The sequence below is a fragment of the Chitinophaga jiangningensis genome (genome assembly GCF_900142605.1).
Taxonomy (GTDB): Bacteria; Bacteroidota; Bacteroidia; order Chitinophagales; family Chitinophagaceae; genus Chitinophaga; species Chitinophaga jiangningensis.
Window position 1 is genome coordinate 390,312 of sequence record NZ_FRBL01000003.1, and the last position, 22,943, is coordinate 413,254.

Below are 22,943 nucleotides of genomic sequence, written 5' to 3' on the forward strand. Positions count from 1 at the left end.
ATCATTTGCAAACAGAACAATTTTGCAGTAGAAATGTATTTGATTAAACCTTTCGTATACAACCTGATTATATGGAAAGACATACCTACAAGACTGGCATTATCGGAAACTGTGCTTATATCGCACACGTAAATCTCAACACAAACATTGACTGGCTCTGCTGGCCGCGCATGGATAGTACTTTCCTGTTCGGCGGCCTGCTGGACAAACAAAAAGGTGGCGAATTTTCCATATTGCCGGAGGGACATTTTACCTCCCACCAATATTATATGGAGAATACAAATATTCTCTGTACAGAAATCACGACCGCTGAAGGCAGCTATCGCATCACCGATATCGCTCCCCGGTTTGTGCAGTACGAACGCTTCTTTAAGCCACTCATGCTGATCCGCAAGGTAGAACCGCTGGAAGGCTCCCCCCGCATTACCGTAAAGTGCCGGCCTGTATGCGACTACGGGTCCCGCGAACTGGCCCCCCTGCGTGGCAGCAGCCATATTGAATTCATTGGCTGCGAAGAACGTATCCGCCTTACCACCAACATCGCCATTAACTACATCATTGATGAGGAACTGTTTGTATTAAATGATACCCGCTATCTCCTCCTCACCTACGGCCACCCACTGGAAGCACCACTGGAAAGTACCGCGGAACGCTTTGTTCGCGAAACCACCCTGTACTGGCGCAGCTGGATCAAACAATCCTCCATCGCCAATTACTTCCAGCCCTACGTCATCCGCTCGGCCCTCACCTTAAAAATTCACCAATACGAGGATACCGGTGCCATCATTGCGGCAAGTACTACCAGCCTGCCCGAGTACATGGATTCCGGCCGCAACTGGGACTACCGCTACTGCTGGATGCGCGATACCTATTATATTATTACCGCCCTTAATCACATCGGGCATTTTGAAGAGATGGAGCGGTACTTCGGGTATATAACGGACATCTCCTTCTCGGGCGACTTCCGCTATCAACCGCTGTATGGTATCACCGGCAAGAAGAACCTGGTGGAAACCATCCTGCCGCACCTGGATGGCTACCTCGGCAATCAGCCCGTGCGCATCGGCAACCAGGCCTATGAGCACATTCAGAACGACATTTACGGACAAGTGCTGATATCGATGCTCCCCCTGTACACCGACCATCGTTTCATTTTCTCGGAAAGGAAAGACTCCGCCCGCTGGCTCAACCTCCTTCTCCAAAAAATAGAAAGAACCATAGATGAAAAAGATGCCGGCATATGGGAGTTCCGTAACATGGCTAACGTGCACTGCTATACGAACCTCTTCCAGTGGGCCGGTTGCGCCGCCGCTGAAAAAATGGCCCGCACCATCCATAACGAAGACCTGGTAAAACGCGCCATTGCCCTCAAAGAACGGGCTGCCGCACACATAGAAAGCTGCTACGATCCGGAACGTAAGGTATATACCAACGCCGCAGGTAGCAAACACCTGGATGCCAGTACCTTACAGCTCATCATGATGAACTACCTGGATCCTTCCTCCCAGCGGGCAAAAGACCACCTGACCGCCCTGGAAAAAGAACTTAAAACAGAAGATGGCCTCTTTTACCGCTACCTGCACTCCGACGATTTCGGTAAACCCAAGGCTACCTTCCTCGTATGTGCGTTCTGGTACGTGGAAGCCCTTGCCTGCGTTGGCCGCATAGATGATGCCCAGCGGGAATTTGAAAAATTACTGCAGTATAGCAACCACCTCCTGCTGTTTAGTGAAGACGTGGAATCTGGCAATGGCAGCCAGTGGGGGAATTTCCCGCAAGCGTATAGCCATGTGGGTTTGATGAATGCGGCGTATAGAATAGCCATGAAACTGGATGTACCGATATTTTTATGATACGGACTTACTTAAAAAGTGAAAGGGCCTTTAGGGGCCCTTTCACTTTTTACTATTTATTACTCTTTAACGTTCTCAAAAAATGCCTCACCTCATGGAAACTCCTTAAATAATACCGCGCCGCGGATACCTGGCTCCCCACCTTAATGGTATAAGACTCCGGCGGCAGGTCTTTAAAGATATCCTCATCTGTTACATCATCGCCCATGGCCATAATAAAATCGTAACTACCCTCCTGCAACCAGCTGAGAGCGGCCTTCCCCTTGTTGATCTCTACATTCTTCACTTCTATCACCATGTCGCCGGGCAGGATTTGTAAACCTTTTTCCTGGGTATAGTACCGGAGGGTCGACATCAGCTCATTGGCGCGCAATTCGCCCAAACCGGCTTCCACCTTGCGGTAATGCCATACCAGGGAGTAACTCTTTTCTTCAATGAAGCTACCAGGAGTACGGTCCGTCACCATTTCCATCAGGGGCAGTATCTCCTGTTTCCACTTATCGCTAAGGCCGGGAAGCTGGAACCAGTCGCCATTCTTCGTTTTCTGCCAGGCCCCGTGTTCGGCCACCAGGTCCAGTGGCATATGGCCGAACCATTTGCCCAGGGTATCATGATTTCTCCCCGAAATCATAACAATACGGTTCCCCGGAATAGCGGCGAGCTCACGCAGCAGCTGGTACAGGTCCGGATCCGGCGACGCCTGGTCAATATTGGCCTGGAAGCCCACCAGCGTCCCATCGTAATCGAGGAAAATAATGCGACTCTGTGCTTTGCGGTATTCCTGTCGTATATACATGGCCGTTTCCGGGTTTACCCGGCGGGCCAGCATGTTCTGCTGCATGGTGTTTACCTCCTGCAGCCGGTCCATAAACAGCTTTACCCAGTGGTGTATATTGAATTTAGACACCACCTGACGCATAGCTTTCATCCGACGTTGCTGATCGTCCAACGGCATGTTTACCGCCTCCATAATGGCAGTCATAATAGATCCGATGTTATTCGGGTTCACGATGATGGCATCAATTAATTCTTTGCTGGCGCCGGCCATTTCACTGAGAATCAGCACGCCATCGTTGTTATTGCGACTGGCTACATACTCCTTGCTCACCAGGTTCATCCCGTCGCGCATAGGCGTCACCAGGCAGATGTCCGCGAAATTATACAGGGCCGACAGCATCTCCATCGGAAAAGAACGATAGAAATACTGCACCGGATGCCAGCTCAGGGTGCGGAACTTCGCGTTGATATGGCCCACCTTTCGGTCTATGTCTTCCCGCAGCTGCTTGTACTGCGGTACGCTATCCCTGGAAGGCACCACGATCATATATAATACCACCTTACCCACGTACTCCGGGTACATTTGCAGCAGCAACTCAAAAGCGTGTAGCCGTTGGAGTATGCCTTTGCTGTAATCCAACCGGTCGATGGACAGGATCATTTTTTCCGTCTTAAACGTGTCTTTCAGCTGCTGGATGTTAGACAGCACTTGCGGGTCCTGCCCCAGCTCTCCGTACTTCTTATCGTCAATACCCATCGGGAATGTTTCCACCACAATCGCGCGGTCGTTGTAGTTCACTACGTTAGCGGTGGTTTTGGCAGACAGCAGGCGGTTCACTGCTTCCAGGAAATAACGGGTATCGTCGAAGGTATGAAAACCCATCAGGTCGGCGCCCAGCATCCCTTCGAGGATTTCAGCGCGCCATGGGATGAGTCGGAACAATTCAAACGAAGGAAATGGAATATGCTGGAAGAAACCAATGGAGATCTCCGGCATTTCGGCACGGATCATTCCCGGCAGCAGCAGCAACTGATAGTCCTGTACCCAGATGGTATCCCCTTGTTCAGCTACAGACAAAACAATATCCCGGAATTTTTTATTTACCTGGTAATAAGCATCCCAGTACACTTGTTCATAGCGGGCATAAACGGACATATAGTGGAAAACTGGCCACAGTGTTTCGTTGGAGAAGCCCTCATAAAAATTATTAATCTCTTCTTCGGTAAGGAATACGGGCATCAGGTTCATCTGCCTGAGCTGGGCCGTGATCTTCTCCTGCTCTTTGCTGTCGGAGATTTCCTGGCCGGGCCAGCCTATCCAGATATTATTTCCTTCTCTGTAAATAGACCCCAAACCGGTTGCCAGCCCCCCTTCACTCGCTTGCAGGACATATTCACCATCCTGTTCCATCATCTTAACCGGCAATCTGTTCGATACAATAATAGTTTTTCTCATAGTCTTATCATATATCTATTTTTAAAATACGTTCTCGGGAAACTGCCTAAAGAGCACAATAAACGTACCTGCCTGTGAAACGATGGAGCAATAATGGATGGATCTGGGTTGAAATCCGGTTGCAGGTACCGTTTCACAATATACAGAAAATGAATAAGATATGAAAAGCTATTTCTTTCCCAGTGTCATTAACACCACACCTCCCACCACAATTGCTGACGCAATAGCCACCATTGGGGTGATGCTTTCATGGCCAATGGCCCAGCCTAGCAACAGGGCTACTACCGGGTTTATGTAGGCGTAGGTGGAGGTGAGTCGCGGAGGCGCATTGCGCGCCAGCCAACTGTAGGAAGTATAACCAACGAGGCTGCCGATCAGCACCAGATAGAGGTAGGCAAACCAACCACGGTGCGACATACCCAGGAACTGCTGTACCTGGTCATGTTCAGCTATCAGGCTCACCACCAGCGCGAATACGGCACCTGCCAGCATTTGAATAGCCGTACTGGTGATCTGTGTAGGCATGGAAAAACGCTGGACCAGCAATGAACCAATGGCCCAGCAGATGTTACCAAATATAACAATCAGTACCGGCCATAACGGAAACGACTCAACGTGTTGATTCCCAAAAGGATTGAACAGCAGGAAAAGGCCAATAAAACCAACGGCTATTCCAAGTAAGGTAAGGGTACCGGGTTTATTTCGGGAGAAGAAAGCCCAGTCCAGTACCATAAACCAGGCGGGCATGGCAGCCACCAGCAGGGCCACGAGGCCGGAAGGCATATAGTGCACGGCCACCGCCACAGTGGTATTGCCGATGCCTATCAGTAACGTACCAACGAATATGGCGTTGCGTAGTTGCTCCCGGTTAGGGAGCGTTTTCTCCTTTAAGCCGCCAATGGCCAGCAGTAGTAATCCTGCCAGAAAAAAACGGACGCTGGACAGGAAAAAGGCCGGCACCGTTTCGGTAGCCACCTTCATGCCCAGATAAGTGGAGCCCCATATAATATATACCGCCAACAGGTATACGAAGGTTTGAGTAGTAACGGGTTTATCGCTGGTCATTTATGCTTTCTTTTTATTGCGTTGCTGGAATCGGGTTACCTTATGCACGTCGCCGCAGGTGCTCATACTGCACCAGCGCCGGGAGCCGTTGCGACTCTTATCGAGGAACAGCCAGCCGCAGGCGGGGCATTCTTTCACCTGGGCCAGTTGCGGGGCGGCCAATAGCTCCAGTGCCGAAGCGGCTATCCGCCAGTTCACCTGCTCCAGCGCCGGTGCATTAAAATCAGGTGTTACCGCCTTCACCTGCTTGTCCCAGGTAAGGGAAATATTCGTATAGGCATCAGCGATGTAACCGGTGAGCGTGGCGAGGTCCCCCTGCTCCGGCTGCTTATTCTTAGCAATGGTGCTAAACAACCGAAACAGCAATTCCCGGAGCTGAATACTCTTTTCAAACACCTGGGATGCCTTCGCGGGGAAGTCGCGCGCGATCCTTTCCAGCGACTGAATACTCTTTACCGGCATCCCTTTTATATGGTCGTACCAGGTGGTGATATCCCGGAAGCTGGTCAGGTAATCGCCCTTCTCGATTCTGTTACGGTTGCTCACCGTATTGCAAAAATCGAGACAAAGGACCCCACCGTCCAAACGGAGTAATGTGATCGGATTAATAACGCTCATCGTCATAAGTATTTGATGCCAGGATGAATATACGAATAAGTTTTAACCGGTAAAAGTAATTTTGGTGGTTAATAAAAACAGGCCCGTTCAGAGGAAAAATTGTTACTTAAATTAAAGCTTTCATCAATTAAACATTAATATCTCTAAATCAATTAATTAAAATTATACATTTTAGGTAGATATTAGAGCCTGGATTGGGTGAAAGCATACTAAATTAACCAGTGGCCACGGGGAGACCGCCACAAAAAAAATGCATTCCGGAAAAGGAAACCGGAATGCAAGATACATATATAATTTTCAGTAAAGTTAAATATAATTTAGATGCGTTAATGGTGAGTAATGTTAAATAATATTCATATGCGTTTATGAAAATTTTAACCCCGCTATATCCGTAATATTAAAATCTATTCATATGCTTTAATATAGATTTCAATGGTGGCATTTGTCGGCCGACGCGGCGCCAAAAAGGTATCAACCTGCTGATAATTGTCCTTGAGCACCTGCCGCAACGCAAACGGATAGAAGTTATTTAATAAGGGGGCGTACTCGAAAATCACCAGGTCGTAATGATGCTGCCTGATCTTTTCTTCGTATGCTTTTAGCTGCCTGTTAAACATCCCTACCCCCAAGTGATGCCATAACGGAATGTCAGGTCCGGTTTCCAGTTTGTAGTGCATCGCAGCAGCCAATGGTGTCAGCTCCGACATATTCAGCACTTTTAAATCCGCCCCTTTCGCTTTTACCACCGGTAGCGCCATGACCTTTTGTATGCCTGCTACGGTAGATGCCGGCATATACATCTTCCTGAACACCGGGATATCTGTAAACACCCACTGGCCCACCGGCTCATCCACGAAGGAGGTATCCGGCTTAAAGATCATATAGTTATGACGGGACACTACATTCTCCCCGGTAGGATTAGCAGTCGCCAACGCCGCCTGGTGCCCGAACATCCGCTCCATCAAGCGGTCAGCATATTTCCAGTAGCTCCCCGACCACCACAACAGCACCAGCAAAGTACCCGGTACTATGAACTTCCAGGAACTGGTATTGTACGCCAGCTTGTTACACAACGTATTGGCAATGAAAGCAAAACTGAAGGCATGGAAAAAGATATTATTATCCGGTGGCGTGTAACTGGTGATCTGGAAAACAGTAGCTTCTCCCAAAATACCCAATGTAAGTATGGTAAACGTAACCTGCTTCCTATCGGTAAGCCATACACGCCAGTTGCTAACGCCAGCGACTACACTGAATACCACCAGCACCAAATAAGCCTTAATCCATACGGAGTAAGTCATCAGCTCGTTGAATATGTCGTACGGATCAATCCGGGAACTATGCGGCGCCTGCCCATGGTTAAACCAATACCCGAATCCCGGCAGCAACGGTAAAATAATTGCCAGCGCAATCACCCCGTAAGCCCCCAGGAATACGACCAGGTCCATCCAGCGCCGGGTAATCACTACATTATATAATACAATACCGAGCGCAATCAATAACCCCAGCGCTCCGCCATCCTGCTTCGTGAAAAAAGACAGGAAAAGGAAAAAGGCCGAGACCACCAAAAATACCCATCTGGATAACTTGGTATCAGTGAATAACCCCTTTAGTAAAAATGCCAGCCCGGCCAGCTCATATACAATCACCGTATGATTATACCAGGGCCAGAAATTAGATAAACTATAAGAGATGATGAATAACAGTATGGAAATCAATCGCAGTCCCGGCCGCACTTCCAGCGTTCTCAGTATAGCCGCAAACGATAGCCCGGCGAGGATATTCAGGAACACCTGCGCCTTTACCAGCGTAATCAGTTGTACACCAAATAGTTTCATGAACAGAGCAGGAATAATCCAGAAGCCATAGCCCAGCGGCGCGCCATAGTCCTTAAACGGCACCTGCCCCTGCGCAATCCGGTAAGCGCCCTCCCAGGTAAGAAAGATGTTTACACGATAAGGAAAGGTCATGAACAATGGGATCACGGCAAAGCCAACGATTAACAGTACTTCCATCAACGCCCAGCGGCGGGATTCCAGGGATAAATGCGACATAGATATACTTTGGGATTCTCTCTAATAATCAATTGGTAACAATAACGGGATCAAAAATAATAGATAAAATTGTATCTTGGCTTGTCAATATTTGTCCCCCGATGAAATATCTTAAGTTACTGCGCCCCAAGCACTGGGCTAAAAATGCCTTCTTGTTTATACCGCTGTTTTTTGCCGGTGAACTCTTCAACCTCGGAAAGATTGCTGAACTGATTGTAGCATTCATCGCTTTTAGTCTCACCGCCAGCAGCATTTACATTATCAACGACTACCAGGACATCGAAGCCGATAAAAAGCACCCGGTAAAATGCAAACGCCCGCTGGCCTCCGGTGAAGTGTCCAAAAGTGCCGCCCTGGTATTATTCAGTGTATGCGTACTCGTTGGCTTAGGCCTCGCTTACTATGTGCGGCCCAAATACGCCTTCGTCGTATCCATCTATTTCGCGCTCAATCTCCTGTATTCCTTCGGACTCAAGCACATTTCCATACTGGATATCATTATCCTGGCCATCGGATTTGTACTGCGGGTAAAAGCCGGCGGCATTGCCAGTGAAGTAGCGATGTCGGAATGGCTCATGATCATGGTATTCCTGCTGGCCTTATTTATGGCGATCGCCAAACGCAGAGATGATGTACTAATCAAACTCAGCTCCGGCCAGGAAATGCGCAAGGCTGCCAAAGGCTACAACCTCGATTTCATGAACGTAATGCTGGCGCTGGTTTCTGCGGTAATCATCGTGGCGTATCTGATGTATACGATGTCGCCCGAAACACAAGTCCGCTTCCAGACCTACCGCCTCTATTACACTTCCCTTTTTGTTATTGGGGGATTATTACGATATTTGCAAATAACCTACGTGGAGAACAATACTGGTTCTCCCACCAAGATCCTATATAAAGACCGTTTTATTCAATTAACCATTTTCCTGTGGGTCCTGAGTTTTTATTTTTTAATTTATTTACCCACTAACGTTACATTTTTTGAATAATGCAAAAACGGTTAGCAAATTGGGGCAACTACCCCGCTATCGCCAGTGAAGAAACAACCTTTACGCAGGAAGATCAGCTGCGTACCTTTGTGAGCAATCACCAGGACTTGATTGCCCGCGGCAATGGCCGTTGTTATGGCGATGCCTCTCTGGGCAAGCATAGCATCTCCATGCTCCGGTACGATAAAATCCTGCAGTTTGACACCGAAAAAGGTATCCTCGAAACACAGTCCGGCGTTACGCTGGATCAGATCCTGGATATCATCGTACCCAAAGGATGGTTTCTTCCTATTACCCCGGGAACCAAATTCATTACCGTTGGTGGCGCAGTAGCCTCCGACGTACACGGTAAAAACCACCATGTGGACGGCGCCTTCTCCAATCATATCATTGATATGGATGTAATCACCGGCGACGGCAACTCCATCACCTGCGCCCCCGGTCAAAACCCGGACCTGTTCTGGGCTACCTGTGGCGGCATGGGTCTAACGGGAGTGGTTACACGCGTGAAGTTCGATCTCAAAAAAATCGAAACTGCCTACATCAAACAAACACAGATAAAGGCCAAAAACCTGGAAGATGTAATCCGCCTGTTTGAGGAGTATAAACATTATACCTACTCCATGGCCTGGATCGACTGCCTCAAGACCGGTGATGCCTTTGGCCGCAGTATCCTCATCGTAGGCGAACATGCCAAACCGGAGGAACTGAGTGCCAAACAAAAACAGGCCCCGCTCACGTTGCCGGCTAAACGTAAATTAACGGTGCCGTTTAACCTCCCTTCGTTTATTCTCAACACCCTGACTGTCAAAATATTTAACTGGCTGTACTACAACAAAAATCTCAAGCGTGAAATCAATAATGTAGTGCCGTATGAGCCTTTCTTTTATCCGTTAGATGCAATCCTTCACTGGAACCGTGGTTACGGAAAGGCAGGCTTTGTACAGTATCAGTTTGTACTCCCCCTGGAACATAAAGACGGGCTGGTGAAAATCCTGCAGCGGATCAGTGACAAAGGCTGGGGATCCTTCCTGGCAGTATTGAAAGTATTTGGTAACCAGGACAGCCTCATCTCCTTCCCGATGGAAGGCTATACGCTGGCGCTGGACTTCCCCGTAAGGAAAGGACTGTTCGAATTCCTGGATGAACTGGATGAAATTGTGCTGGAATATGGCGGTCGTTTGTACCTCTCCAAAGATGCACGTATGAAACAGGACGTGTTCTGGAAAAGCTACCCCAACGCCGAAAAATTTGCTGCCATTGTAAAGCAGTATAACCACAACAACACCTTTACCTCTTTACAATCAGAGCGCCTGGCGCTGACCAAATAATTACCTGCTAACCAAACACCTTTGTACTCCCATGCCATCTGTTTTGATTCTGGGTGCGGGTTCCGATATGGCAATGGCCATAGCACGCGAATATGCCTCCAAACACTACGACATACAACTCGCTGGCCGTAGCGCCAATGCACTGATTCCTTTACAGCAGGACCTGCAAATCCGGTACAATATCAAAGCCTCTGTGCACGACTTCGATGCCGGCGCTTTTGAGACACATGCCGCCTTCTTCGCCTCCCTGCCCACCGTACCGGATATCACCATCTGCGTATTCGGCTACCTCGGTGACCATGACAAAGCGCAGCACGACTGGTCCGAAGCGGCCCGTATCATCCATACCAATTACACCGGCGCCGTCAGCATCCTGAACGTGGTAGCGGAAGCATATGCCAAACGGGGCAGCGGCGTCATTGCCGGCATCAGCTCCGTAGCCGGAGAACGCGGCCGCATGAGTAATTATATTTATGGTAGCGCTAAAGCCGGCTTTACAGCATACCTCAGCGGACTGCGAAACCGGTTATTTCATGCAGGCGTTCACGTTATATCTGTCCAACCGGGCTTTGTGAACACCCGTATGACCCAGCACCTGACCTTACCACCACTATTAACGGCACAACCGGAGGCTGTCGCCAAAGCAGTATATACAGGCATCAGCAAAAAGAAGAATGTCATCTATGTCAAATGGCATTGGAAGTACATTATGCTGATCATTAAAAATATTCCAGAAGGCATCTTTAAAAAGCTGAAACTGTGACTATTGCATTTTTCGACTTCGACGGTACCATCACCACCAGGGATACACTCTGGCAGATCATCCGCTACCAGAAAGGCAGCGTAGCCATGTACACGGGCATTTTGCGCCTGTTGCCTGCCTTGCTGGCATTCAGGCTGAAACGCATTCCCGCCCAGGAAATGAAGGAAAGAGTGTTAGCACATTACTTCGGAAATATGGAGGAAGCAGCCTTTCGCAAAGGCTGCGAGGACTTCTGCGCCATTGCATTACCGGGCATGCTGAGAGATAAGGCCCTGGCCACGATCAAACAACACCAGGCAAACGGCAATATTGTGGTAGTGGTAACTGCATCTCCCCGATACTGGGTAGAACCCTGGTGCAAAACCCTGCAGATTCAATGTATAGGCTCAGAACTGGAAGTATACCAGGACCGGATTACCGGTAAAATCCAGGGCGCCAACTGCAATGGCGAAGAAAAAGTGAACCGGATCAGGAAGGAATTCAGGCTGGATAACTATCGCGCAATTTATGCCTATGGCGATAGTGCGGGCGATTTGCCAATGCTGGCACTGGCGGGTGATAAGGGGACCTTTAAGCCTTTCAGAAGCTAACAATACAGCCTCGCCGAAGGCGAGGCTGTATTGTTTTAATCAAAGGGCCGAAGGCCCTTTGATTAAAACATAAACCAGGTATAAAAACAAGGAGTCCCACCATTACGGCGGGACTCCTTGTTTATTGAACAGATTGATTCCGGTGTAGTACGCTTAAGCTGCTTTGGTGCCTTTAGCGCCCTGCAGTTGTGCAGGAGAGATATACGCTGGTTTCAGTTTGATAACACCCACAAAGTTCATCAGTTTCATAACCTGATAGCTAGGATCAAACTCATACCATTTTTTAGCGAAGTTAGGGCTGTCTTTGAATTTGTGGTGGTTGTTCTGGAACAGCTCACCCAGCAGGATAATACCCCATGGAGAAGTGTTTTTAGATTTATCACCATTGTCAAAATTGCTATAGCCATATTTGTGACCGCACCAGTTTACTACCGCTCCCTGTACAGGGCCCATCAGGAAATGGATAGGCAACAGGAAATACAGGTACCACATACCAGCTGGAACAAATGCCACATAGAAACCTATGTAGGCAGCCATCCACAACAGGCGGGTAAAGTTGTTGTCCCCGAATTTATCCATGGCATCCCACTTTGGCAGCGGCTCCTGGAGGAATTTCGGATCTACATTGCTGGTATCAGTCAGAAAACCATTGTAAATTTTACGGGTGTGCACCATCATGGACCATACATCTTTAAAGAAGTGAGGTGAATGCGGGTCATGCTCGGTATCGCTGAATTCGTGGTGCATACGGTGCATTACACCATACGCTCTCGGAACCAGGTAAGATGAGCCCTGGAAGAACCAGGTGCAGAAATAGAAGACACGTTCCCAGAATTTACTGGTAGTATACATCTGGTGAGAAGCGTATCTGTGCAGGTAAAATGTGTGAAAGAACAGTGAAGCGAACCAATGCACACAAAAGAATATCAGGATTGCTGTCATTTTCCGGATTGAAATAATTTACAAAAATGTGAACGCCAAAGGTAGTCTAAATACCTGTAACTCAAACGAAAATAACCGCAATAATTAAAATGAAATGTTAAAAATCTCTAGTCCAATCTTTTCCTGACCCTTCGTAACTCAAGGAGGTTCAATCCATTGCTTTCCAGTCCGCGGATACCGGGCTGTACTAAATGAATTACCTCATCATAAAACAAAGGCACCACCGGGGCTTCCGAAACAATGATTTTGTCCATTTCCTGGTACAGCTGGTAGCGGATACTGTCATCCGTTTCACTGAGAGACTGCTCATACAGCTGATCAAAGCGGCGGTTGGCAAACCGGGTATAGTTGGGTGGCGCCGGGTTGCGACTGTAAAACATCGCCAGGTAGCTCTCCGCATCCGGATAATCGGCTATCCAGCTGCCCCTGAAAAACAGGGCCTGGGATTTAGCCGTTTGTTCCAGCAGCAGACTTTTCTGGATCACTTCCACCTGTATATGAATGCCTACTTCCTGTAGCTGGTTGGCCACGTAGTTGGCCAGGTCCGCGTAAATGGGGATCGACAACAGTTTGATCACAGGCATCCCCTCCCCGTTCGGGTAGCCTGCTTCGGCCAGCAGCTGCCGGGCTTTGGCGGGGTTATAAGGGTAGCCTTTTACTTTTATACTATCGAAAGATGGTAATCCAGCGGGTACAAAACCTGCATTGGCCGCCGTACCAATGCCATTACGCAGGTAAGTCATCATCTTCGTACGGTCGAACCCGTAGTTAATAGCCTGTCGTATTTTCTTAAGCCGTAACGGTGACGCCTGCACGATGTCGCGACTGCTGTCACATAAAATCCCCAGGTATTCCGTATTCAGGTAGGCGTGTTTGTCCAGCTGCATCTTACCCTGCCACTCCGCCTTCAGGTTCCCCTGCCGGGTAAGCACCTCATCTTTAAAAGAAGCATCTATGTCATTCATGAAATCCAGCTGTCCCTGCCGAAACAGTAAAAACTCCGTAGCCTTGCTTTCCAGGAAACTCACCTGTACCGCATCCAGGTACGGCAAAGGCTTACCCGCGCTGTCCTTTTCAAAATAATGCGGATTACGGTGCAGCACCAGTCCCTGCCCCTCATCCCAGAGGTAAAACCGGAAAGGTCCGGTGCCAACGGGGTGATTACGGAAGTCCTTTCCGTACCTTTCGATCGCCTCATGTGGCACTACACTGCAATACTGCATACTCAGGATGCCCAGTATCGGATGAAACGGCTTGATCAGCCTGAGCTGAAAGGTGGAGTCGTTTAAGGCCACAAAACCACTGTCTACCGGTACCCGGTCATTAAATATCCAGGCGCCGGAGGAGGCCGTTGCCGGGTCCATAATGCGTTTAAGACTATATACCACATCGGCCGCTACCAGCTTTCTCCCTTTTCCATTTGGGAAGATGTCATGGTCGTGGAAGTAAACATCTGTACGTAAATGAAAGGTAAATACTTTGCGGTCGGCGGATTCCTCCCAGCTGCTGGCAAGCGATGGCCGGATGGCCAGCTGGCTGTCAATTTCTACGAGGGTATTGTATAACTGGTGTGTGGCCCAGATTACCGCCTGGTTACGCGCGAAGGCCGGGTCCAGGCTGGCTATACCTTCTACCTGATTATACCTGAAAACCTGCTGATCCGTTTGCACGGCAGGGCCGCAGCCCCATAAGGCCGGTACTAAACAGATCAATAAAGCAGAAGCTCGTACAACCGACTGACAATAACAACTTTTCATTTGGCAGTAAATTAATATCTTTCCTGAAATAAACTACATCGAAATATGCGCGGCATTAAAATGCTTTGCCTGGCGTTGCTAGCTTCCGGCGCCACTTTCGCCCAGGAAACATTTACAAAGGCGGATACCTTAAGAGGAAGCATCACCCCTCAGCGTGCCTGGTGGGACGTGGCAGCCTACGACCTGCACGTTACCGTTAATCCGGACGACAGCACCATTACCGGCTTCAACACCATCACCTACGACATCCTGAAAAGTGATACCGTTATGCAGATAGACCTGCAGGAACCAATGGTAATAGACAGTGTACAACAGAACAAAAAATCGTTGACATTTGAAAGGACTGGCAATGCCTGGTTTATCCGCATGGCAGAACCTCAGGAAGCTAAGAAATCAGCCCGCGTCACCGTGTACTTTCATGGCAAACCGCGCGCTGCCCGCAAAGCCCCCTGGGATGGTGGCCTGGTATGGAGCAAGGATAAACAGGGACGCCCCTGGATTGCCACTGCCAACCAGGGCCTGGGCGCCAGCGTATGGTGGCCTAACAAAGACCATCAGAGCGATGAACCCGAAAAAGTCAACATCGCCATTACGGTGCCTTCCGAACTGGTAGCCGTTTCCAACGGCCGCCTGAAGAAAACCGTCCCGAATGCAGACGGTACCACTACCTACAACTGGGCCGTTACCAACCCGATTAATAATTACTGCGTATCCCTCAACATCGGTCATTACCAGGAAATCAAGGACCAGTATAAAGGTGAAGGCGGTAAACTCGACCTCAGCTACTGGGTACTGGACTACGACGTGGATACCGCCACCGCGCATTTCAAAGTAGTGAAGCCTATGCTGCAATGCTTTGAATACTGGTTTGGTAAATATCCGTTCTACCAGGACAGCTATAAACTGGTGGAAGTACCCTTCCTCGGCATGGAGCACCAGAGCGCCGTGGCCTATGGCAACCAGTTTAAAATGGGCTACCTCGGTAAAGATTTGTCAGCCACCGGCTGGGGACTGAAGTGGGATTTCATCGTGATCCACGAATCCGGGCACGAATGGTTCGGGAATAATATCACTACCAAAGACCTGGCAGATATGTGGGTACACGAAGCATTCACCAATTACTCCGAAACCCTCTTTACCACCTGCCTCTACGGTGTGAAAGCAGGAAATGAATACCTCCAGGGAAGCCGCCACAATATTCAGAACGACGTGCCTATCATCCCGGCTTATGGTGTAAATGCAGAAGGCAGCGGTGATATGTATTATAAAGGTGCCAGTATGATCCACATGATACGCCAGATCATGGGCAATGATGAAGCCTTCCGTCAGCTGCTGCGTGGCCTGAATAAAACCTTCTGGCACCAGACAGTAACCGGCAAACAGGTACAACAATACATCAATCAGTTTGTAGGCATCAACCTCAATAAGATGTATGAGCAATACCTGACCACCACGCAGATCCCTACCCTGGAATACCGCATCATTGGCCAGCAGCTTCAATTCCGCTGGGCAGACGCAGTGAAGGATTTCAATATGCCGGTAAAAGTAAAGCTTAACGCAAGCGGCTATACGCTGATTTATCCGGGTACACTCTGGCATACAGCGGTGCTGACGCTGGATAAGAAATCAGACTTTGCTGTGGACAGCAACTTCTACGTAAATGTCCGCGAAGTAAAATAACACGGCATTGGCTTACATTCGTAGTAGAAAACAATATCTATGCGAATCATAAAACTATTATTCGTTATGGCATTCTTACAATTCTGGAGTCCGAGCGCGGATGCTCAGATAAAAACGGGCGACAAGGTCCCCGTGTTTTCCTTACCCGACCAGGACGGCAAAACGTTTGACCTGGCTACGGTGGTGGGAAAGCAGCCGCTGGTAATTTACTTCTATCCTAAGGATGAAACGAGCGTGTGTACAAAGGAAGCCTGTTCGTTCCGCGATTCCTACGAAGAGTTCAAAAAGCTGGGCGCCCTGGTCATCGGTATCAGCTCTGATAATGTGGCATCACATAAAAAATTTGCGCAGCATCATAATCTGCCGTTTACGTTGCTGAGCGATTCGGACCAGAAAGTGCGCAAGTTATTTGGAGTGCCTAAAACATTTGTGATTCCCGGCAGGGTTACCTATGTGGTGGACAAGCACGGGACAGTGGTGCATACCTTTAATTCCATGAAGGATGGGGAAAAGCATGTGACGGAGTCGTTGCAGGCATTGCAGAAAGCACAATAATATTTACTTTCCTGTGCCTTCGGTGCTGGGATTTTTGGAATGGGCGGCCCGGGTTGGGCCGCCCATTCCGTTTGATACAGTTAGCGGCACTGTACCTTCCATTACTGGGAACGAGGCCTCGCTCCGAGTGTATCACATTAGGTGAGGGCGCCAGCCGGCCCGTTTTGCATTCTCCGGGACCGGAGGGGAATGCAAAAAAAGGCGATGGAAAAATCCACCGCCTTTAAGTATAAATCATGAACATTTACAAATTAAGCCTCGTTCAGGAAAGGATATCTGTAATCCACCGGAGGTACAAATGTTTCCTTAATTGCTCTTGCACTCAGCCAACGGTAGAGGTTCAGCATAGAGCCTGCCTTATCGTTGGTACCGGAAGCGCGGGCGCCGCCAAATGGCTGCTGACCAACTACTGCACCGGTAGGTTTATCGTTGATGTAGAAGTTACCGGCCGCATTTTCCAGGGTTCTGGTAGCCAGTTCAACCGCATAACGGTCTTGTGCAATGATAGAGCCGGTGAGGGCATATTCGGATGTGCTGTCTACCACCTGCATGATCTCTTCAAATTTCTCCGCATCGTATACGTGGATAGTCAGTACCGGTCCGAAGATTTCTTCGCACATGGTAACGTACTTAGGATCGGTAGTTTCAATCACAGTAGGTTCGATGAAGTAACCTTCTGATTTATTGTAGTTACCACCAGCGATGATTTTAGCAGCAGGATCTTTCTTTGCATTGTCGATGTACTGTGCGATCTTATCGAAAGAGCGCTCATCGATTACGGCATTGATGAAGTTGCTGAAATCTTCTGTGGTACCCATTTTCATGGTTTTCAGCTGCGCAACCAGTTTGGATTTGATTTCTTCAGCGATGTTGCTTGGCAGGTAAGCGCGGGAAGCAGCGGAGCATTTTTGTCCCTGGTATTCGAAAGCGCCACGTGCCAGTGCAGTCACGGAAACGTCTACGTCAGCGGATTTGTGGATCAGCACGAAGTCTTTACCACCGGTTTCACCAACGATGCGTGGATAGGTTTTGTATTTGGCAATATTTTCACCGATGGTTTTCCACATGGTCTGGAACACGCCGGTAGAACCGGTAAAGTGGATACCAGCGAAGTGTGGATCAGCAAAACATACATCTCCGATGAGTGGACCAGGTGCATACACCAGGTTGATCACCCCGGCAGGCAGGCCTGCTTCGATCATGATCTTCATGAACATCTGCGCAGCAAAAACCTGTGTGTTAGCTGGCTTCCATACTACTACGTTACCGCACATGGCAGCAGAGGTAGGCAGGTTACCGCCAATTGCGGTGAAGTTGAAAGGAGTTACCGCCAGTACGAAACCTTCCAGGGGACGGTATTCCATACGGTTGTGAATACCAGGAGAGCTCACCGGCTGCTGGCGATAGATTTCGCTCAGGTAGTGAACATTCCAGCGGAGGAAGTCGATCAGTTCGCATGCGCTGTCAATTTCCGCCTGGTAAGCATTTTTACTCTGGCCCAGCATGGTAGCGCCATTCATGTGATAGCGGTACTTAGTGGCGATCAGGTCGGCTGCACGCAGGAAGATACCGGCGCGGCTTTCCCAATCCATCTTCGCCCATTTTTCACGGGCTTCCAATGCTGCTGCAATCGCATCTTTAATATGAGAAGCATCTCCCATATGGAAGTGCCCCAGTTTGTGCTTGATTTCGTGAGGAGGACGCAGATCAACAGTTTTGCCGGTACGCACCTCTTTGCCACCGATATACATGGGGATGTCAGCAGTTTCCGCCTTGAAAGCAGCCAGCTGCTTTTTAAGCGCGGCACGTTCCGGTGAACCTGGTGCATAACTGTAAACAGGCTCATTTACTGGCGCTGCGTAGTCAAAGTATCCTGTATTCATCTGGTAAGATTTTGTTGTTTCTAATTAATAATAATTCGCTTGCAGTTTACGCTGCAAAGGTAGTTGTTGTAACCAGCGGGGGCTTATTAATTATTAATGAATACTTATTAATTATTGTCCTCTTCTTTCTGCATCATCAGGTATGCCTTGATGAAACCGTTGAGTTCGCCGTCCATTACCGGACCTACGTTACCAACTTCAAAATCGGTGCGGTGGTCTTTGATCATTTTATACGGATGGAATACGTATGACCTGATCTGGGAGCCCCACTCAATTTTACGTTTGTTGGCGTTGGCGGCATTTTTCAGCTCTTCTCTCTTACGGAGTTCTTCCTCATACAGGCGGGATTTCAACATGGTGAGTGCCTTCTCACGGTTCTCACCCTGTGTACGTGCCTGCTGACATTCGATGATGATTCCCGAAGGAACGTGTTTGAGGCGAACGGCGGTTTCCACCTTGTTTACGTTCTGACCTCCCTTACCTCCTGAACGGTAAAATTCCCATTCCAGGTCGGCAGGATTCACAGCAATCTCAATATTATCATCCACTAACGGATATACATATACGGAGGCGAAGGAAGTATGCCTGCGGGCATTGGAATCGAATGGTGAAATACGTACCAGTCGGTGCACACCGCTTTCTGCTTTCAGGTGGCCATAAGCAAAGTCACCGTCAAACTCCAGGGTGGCAGATTTGATACCTGCACCATCGCCGTATTGGGTATCGATTTCCGATACTTTCCATCCCTGCTTTTCTCCATACATCCGGTACATACGCAACAGCATTTCTGCCCAATCCTGGCTTTCGGTTCCACCGGCGCCGGAGTTGATGGTAAGTACGGCTGGCATTTCGTCTTCAGGCTGGTTTAAGGTCGACTTAAATTCCAGATCCTCCAACGCTGCCAGGGATGCCTGGTAAGCAAGGTCTACTTCTTCTTCTGTTGCTTCTCCTTCTCTGAAAAAATCATTTAACACAGCACTGTCTTCTATAGCTGTGTTTACATGATCATAAAGGTCAACCCAATATTTGTTTACCTTAATTTCTTTCAGGATGGAAGTTGCTCTGGCGTTATCATCCCAGAATCCGGGGGCCAGGCTTAATTGTTTGTCGTTTTCTATTTTGGCTAATCGGTCAGGGACGTTAAAGAAAACCTCCCAGGACGTGAAGACGATCCCTCATAGCTTTAAGTTGCTCTGCTGTCATAGGGCGCAAATGTAGTGAAAAATGTGGAAATCTGCTAATGTAATAATGATTGATCCATACGATGCAACAATACGGCAGGTTTGCGCATTGTTATTAGCATAATATTTGCGAAATTTAAAATCCTGCCTGAATGTAAACCGCAGGCAACTCATATATCATCAAATAGCCATATGCATGCAAACCCATGATACCCTCTATTATAAAAACAGGTCGGTTTTCAATTCCATTGCTTTTGTAATCATGATAGCTGCCAATGTACTGGCAGTGAAAATGCCGATCAATGGATTAACAACTGCCGAGGTATCTGACCGGTATCCCAGCCTCTTTGCACCTGCAGGCTTTACCTTTTCTGTGTGGAGCCTGATCTACCTGGGATTACTTGCCTTCACCGTTTGTCAGCAGGTGCTGGCCTTCTCCGGCACACAGGAAGAAATGCTGCGCTATCACATGGAGCGCATGAAGCACTGGTTTATTCTCAGTTGCATTCTAAACGCCGGCTGGCTCTTTGCCTGGCATTACGAATTAATACCACTGGCCCTCCTGATCATGCTGCTGCTCCTATACTGCCTGGTAAAAATTCATATTAATTTTCATATCTACCATTCCAATGCTCCCCGCAAGCAAAAATTATACGTACAAATACCTTTCAGCATCTATTTAGGTTGGATAGCTGTGGCTACCCTGGCTAACTTCGGAGCACTCTGTGCCTATGCTGGCTGGTTCACTTCCCACCCTGCACAGATAAAACTGACGATTGTTTTGATTGGCGTAGCCGCCCTCGTGAGTATGTACATGATCCTGTACCGCAACAATATCGTGCACGCGCTTGTTAGTGTTTGGGCGTTCTATGGTATAATGTATAAAAGACAAACCATCGGACTGACTGACGAGTACCATATCATATATGCCTGCATTATGGGAATAGGGCTGATTGCCGTTACTATTTCATGGCATTTAATAAGGAAGCAGAAATCATCCGTCTAAAATATTACTTTTGGCTCGCATTAATATTACACTACTATGTTCCCATCAATTAATCCAACTGCTACCAAGTCCTGGCAGCAATTACAAAGTCATGCTGAAGAGATGAAGAAAGTGCACATGCGTGCATTATTCGCAGAAGACAGAGAACGTTTCAGTACCTTTTCTATCAAATTTGAAGACATCCTGTTTGACTATTCCAAGAATATTATTACGGAAGACACCAAGGCCAAACTGCTGCAACTCGCCGTTGAATGCGGCGTGCCAGACGCGGTAAAAGCCATGTTTAATGCCGAAAAAATTAATGTTACAGAAAACCGCGCGGTGCTGCATACGGCGCTTCGTAACTTTTCCGGCAAACCGGTAATGCTCGATGGTCGTGATGTTATGCCGGATGTAATGGCAGTACTGAGCAAAATGAATCATATCTGTCGCCAGGTGCATTCCGGCGAATGGAAAGGATATACGGGCAAGCCTATACGTTACATCGTAAACATTGGTATCGGCGGCTCCGACCTCGGCCCGGTGATGGTAACCGAAGCGCTGAAACCTTACTGGAAAGAAGGTATTCAGCCATATTTCGTTTCCAACGTAGATGGCACCCACATTGCCGAAACGCTGAAGAAAGTAACCCCGGATGAAACGCTGTTCCTCATCGCTTCCAAAACCTTCACCACACAGGAAACTATGACCAATGCCCACACGGCAAGAGACTGGTTCCTGGAGCATGCAGGCGACGAAGCCTTTGTGGCCAGGCATTTCGTGGCATTGTCCACCAATGAAAAAGCGGTAAAAGCTTTCGGTATCGACCCTGCCAATATGTTTGAATTCTGGGACTGGGTAGGTGGCCGTTACTCCCTGTGGTCCGCCATTGGCTTGTCCATCGCACTCACCATAGGCTACGAGCATTTCACGCAGCTGCTGAGTGGCGCGCACGCAGCGGATGTACACTTTGCATCTACTCCACTGGAGAATAATATTCCGGCTATCATGGCCCTGGTAGGCCTCTGGTATGGCAATTTCTTTGATACTGCCACAGAAGCCATCCTCCCTTATGATCAGTACATGCACCGCTTTGCTGCCTATTTCCAGCAAGGCAATATGGAAAGTAACGGTAAACATACCGATCGTACAGGCGTTGACGTTAAATATGAAACCGGTCCGATCGTTTGGGGCGAACCTGGCACCAATGGCCAGCACGCGTTCTATCAGCTGATCCACCAGGGCACACATATCATTCCGTGCGACTTCATCGCACCTGCGGTAAGCCACAATCCTATCGGCGACCACCACGTGAAGCTGCTGTCTAACTTCTTCGCACAAACGGAGGCGCTCATGAACGGTAAAACCGAAGCAGAAGTGCGTGCGGAACTGGAAAAAGCAGGTACTTCAGCAGATGAAATCGAACGTGTTTTACCATACAAAGTATTCAGCGGTAACCGCCCTACCAACTCCTTCCTCATAAAGCAGATTACGCCTTATACATTGGGCCAGCTGATTGCGCTGTACGAGCACAAAATTTTTGTACAGGGAGTTATCTGGAATATTTATAGCTTTGATCAGTGGGGTGTGGAACTGGGTAAGCAGCTGGCAAGTAAGATCCTGCCGGAGCTGGAAAATGAAGAGCTGGTGATTAACCACGATGCCAGTACCAATGGCCTTATCAATGCTTTCAAATCAATGAGAAAATAATTATTTTAAAGATTAAGGCTTAAGCCTTAACTAAGGTTTAAGTTCTGAGGTTGAAAATTGTCCCGCATTTTTTAATGCGGGAATTTTTTTGGGTTCAGGTTTCCTGGATCGCCGGTGACGATCCAGGAAACCTGAACTTTTAAGGGCCATTCGGGCCCCAAAAAGTGTTCGGTGGCGGCCACCACCGATAAGGTCAGCATACACCAAAAAATAAAAACCCCCGGAAAAATCCGGGGGTTGTAATATGATAATTAATAAAATAGTTCTGTGTAAAATTAAACTACCATTTGTCTACATCATCGGCTGAATGTGAAGTTGGAGCAGCAGCTTCAACGGATACTGTTACTGGAGCCTCAGCTACATCAGCACCTTCCGCGTCGTCCTGATCTTCCTGCACATAATCGTGGTTGTAGGCATCAAAGTCAAAATCGGGCATCAACTCAGTTTTCACATAGTTGATAGTTTCGGTCAGCGCGTTCAGGAACTTATTGAAGTCTTCCTTGTACAGGAATACTTTATGCCTGTCATAACCGTTGTCATTAAAACGTTTCTTACTTTCTGTGATAGTAAGAAAATAATCGTTTCCCCGAGTGGTCTTTACATCAAAGAAGTACGTTCTTCTTTTGCCCGCTTTCAATCGTTTAGAAAAGATGCTATCATTGTTTCTTTCCTGTTGATTGTTGTTTTCGTACGCCACAGTTGATAGATTTAAGTGTTAACGAATCAAATCCTGTTTCAATAAGGAACAAATATA

At 48.2% G+C, this 22,943-nt stretch carries 19 protein-coding genes; 9 read left to right on the forward strand and 10 right to left on the reverse strand.

The genetic code is table 11. The features are described 5' to 3' along the window. The first annotated feature begins 71 nt into the window (after positions 1 to 71). On the forward strand, positions 72 to 1,853 hold the full coding sequence (locus BUB18_RS08955; protein WP_073080031.1) for a glycoside hydrolase family 15 protein: 1,782 nt from the start codon (positions 72 to 74) through the stop codon (positions 1,851 to 1,853). Positions 1,854 to 1,905: 52 nt separating this feature from the next. Here the strand turns inward: BUB18_RS08955 and BUB18_RS08960 are convergent, their stop codons facing one another. The 4 genes from BUB18_RS08960 to BUB18_RS08975 form a co-directional block, all read right to left on the reverse strand. Next, positions 1,906 to 4,086, reverse strand: coding sequence for a bifunctional alpha,alpha-trehalose-phosphate synthase (UDP-forming)/trehalose-phosphatase (locus BUB18_RS08960; RefSeq protein ID WP_073080032.1), 2,181 nt, complete (start codon positions 4,084 to 4,086; stop codon positions 1,906 to 1,908). 168 nt (positions 4,087 to 4,254) lie between these two features. Further along, positions 4,255 to 5,151: an EamA family transporter gene (locus BUB18_RS08965; RefSeq protein ID WP_073080034.1), complete on the reverse strand. Its 897-nt coding sequence runs from the start codon at positions 5,149 to 5,151 to the stop codon at positions 4,255 to 4,257. Continuing rightward, positions 5,152 to 5,769: a CGNR zinc finger domain-containing protein gene (locus BUB18_RS08970; RefSeq protein WP_073080035.1), complete on the reverse strand. Its 618-nt coding sequence runs from the start codon at positions 5,767 to 5,769 to the stop codon at positions 5,152 to 5,154. Between the two features lie 404 nt (positions 5,770 to 6,173). Beyond that, positions 6,174 to 7,823 carry a hypothetical protein gene (locus BUB18_RS08975; protein WP_073080037.1) on the reverse strand — a complete coding sequence of 550 codons (1,650 nt, stop codon included), beginning with the start codon at positions 7,821 to 7,823 and terminating at the stop codon, positions 6,174 to 6,176. 101 nt (positions 7,824 to 7,924) lie between these two features. Between BUB18_RS08975 and BUB18_RS08980 the strand changes: the two genes are divergently transcribed. From BUB18_RS08980 to BUB18_RS08995, 4 genes are read left to right on the forward strand one after another with little or no spacing between them, the layout of a single operon-like run. Next, positions 7,925 to 8,812, forward strand: a complete 888-nt coding sequence (locus BUB18_RS08980; RefSeq protein WP_073080039.1) for a decaprenyl-phosphate phosphoribosyltransferase — start codon at positions 7,925 to 7,927, stop codon at positions 8,810 to 8,812. Continuing rightward, positions 8,812 to 10,143: an FAD-binding oxidoreductase gene (locus BUB18_RS08985; RefSeq protein WP_073080040.1), complete on the forward strand. Its 1,332-nt coding sequence runs from the start codon at positions 8,812 to 8,814 to the stop codon at positions 10,141 to 10,143. Before BUB18_RS08980 ends, BUB18_RS08985 begins: the two co-directional genes overlap by 1 nt. A 31-nt stretch (positions 10,144 to 10,174) precedes the next feature. Beyond that, positions 10,175 to 10,906 carry an SDR family oxidoreductase gene (locus BUB18_RS08990; protein WP_073080042.1) on the forward strand — a complete coding sequence of 244 codons (732 nt, stop codon included), beginning with the start codon at positions 10,175 to 10,177 and terminating at the stop codon, positions 10,904 to 10,906. Next, positions 10,903 to 11,496: an HAD family hydrolase gene (locus BUB18_RS08995; protein ID WP_073080043.1), complete on the forward strand. Its 594-nt coding sequence runs from the start codon at positions 10,903 to 10,905 to the stop codon at positions 11,494 to 11,496. Before BUB18_RS08990 ends, BUB18_RS08995 begins: the two co-directional genes overlap by 4 nt. A 153-nt stretch (positions 11,497 to 11,649) precedes the next feature. Here the strand turns inward: BUB18_RS08995 and BUB18_RS09000 are convergent, their stop codons facing one another. Together BUB18_RS09000 and BUB18_RS09005 are read right to left on the reverse strand one after the other, a co-directional pair. Then, entirely contained in the window at positions 11,650 to 12,438 is a 789-nt protein-coding gene (locus BUB18_RS09000; protein ID WP_073080045.1) for an acyl-CoA desaturase, read from the reverse strand. 107 nt (positions 12,439 to 12,545) lie between these two features. Then, positions 12,546 to 14,195, reverse strand: a complete 1,650-nt coding sequence (locus BUB18_RS09005) for an ABC transporter substrate-binding protein (RefSeq protein WP_073080047.1) — start codon at positions 14,193 to 14,195, stop codon at positions 12,546 to 12,548. Between the two features lie 45 nt (positions 14,196 to 14,240). Here BUB18_RS09005 and BUB18_RS09010 point away from each other — a divergent pair, with 45 nt between their 5' ends. After that, positions 14,241 to 15,875: a M1 family metallopeptidase gene (locus tag BUB18_RS09010; protein ID WP_073080048.1), complete on the forward strand. Its 1,635-nt coding sequence runs from the start codon at positions 14,241 to 14,243 to the stop codon at positions 15,873 to 15,875. Between the two features lie 66 nt (positions 15,876 to 15,941). Then, positions 15,942 to 16,430 carry a peroxiredoxin gene (locus BUB18_RS09015; RefSeq protein ID WP_073080050.1) on the forward strand — a complete coding sequence of 163 codons (489 nt, stop codon included), beginning with the start codon at positions 15,942 to 15,944 and terminating at the stop codon, positions 16,428 to 16,430. A gap of 251 nt (positions 16,431 to 16,681) precedes the next feature. Here the strand turns inward: BUB18_RS09015 and pruA are convergent, their stop codons facing one another. Further along, complete coding sequence (pruA, locus tag BUB18_RS09020) at positions 16,682 to 18,313, reverse strand: L-glutamate gamma-semialdehyde dehydrogenase (RefSeq protein ID WP_073080052.1); 1,632 nt, start codon at positions 18,311 to 18,313, stop codon at positions 16,682 to 16,684. 107 nt (positions 18,314 to 18,420) lie between these two features. After that, a protein-coding gene (gene prfB / locus BUB18_RS09025; protein WP_143159879.1) for a peptide chain release factor 2 occupies positions 18,421 to 19,516 on the reverse strand; the annotation gives its coding sequence in 2 pieces (ribosomal slippage) (positions 18,421 to 19,455 and positions 19,457 to 19,516; 1,095 coding nt in all). A 174-nt stretch (positions 19,517 to 19,690) separates the two neighbouring features. Here prfB and BUB18_RS09030 point away from each other — a divergent pair. Beyond that, complete coding sequence (locus BUB18_RS09030) at positions 19,691 to 20,500, forward strand: hypothetical protein (protein WP_083549640.1); 810 nt, start codon at positions 19,691 to 19,693, stop codon at positions 20,498 to 20,500. Positions 20,501 to 20,536: 36 nt separating this feature from the next. Beyond that, entirely contained in the window at positions 20,537 to 22,189 is a 1,653-nt protein-coding gene (gene pgi, locus BUB18_RS09035; RefSeq protein ID WP_073080053.1) for a glucose-6-phosphate isomerase, read from the forward strand. A 71-nt stretch (positions 22,190 to 22,260) separates the two neighbouring features. On the opposite strand, the gene BUB18_RS30080 is transcribed toward pgi, so the two are convergent. Then, entirely contained in the window at positions 22,261 to 22,389 is a 129-nt protein-coding gene (locus BUB18_RS30080; protein WP_262487669.1) for a hypothetical protein, read from the reverse strand. Positions 22,390 to 22,469: 80 nt separating this feature from the next. Next, positions 22,470 to 22,886: a DUF3276 family protein gene (locus BUB18_RS09040; protein WP_073080055.1), complete on the reverse strand. Its 417-nt coding sequence runs from the start codon at positions 22,884 to 22,886 to the stop codon at positions 22,470 to 22,472. Positions 22,887 to 22,943 lie beyond the last annotated feature (57 nt).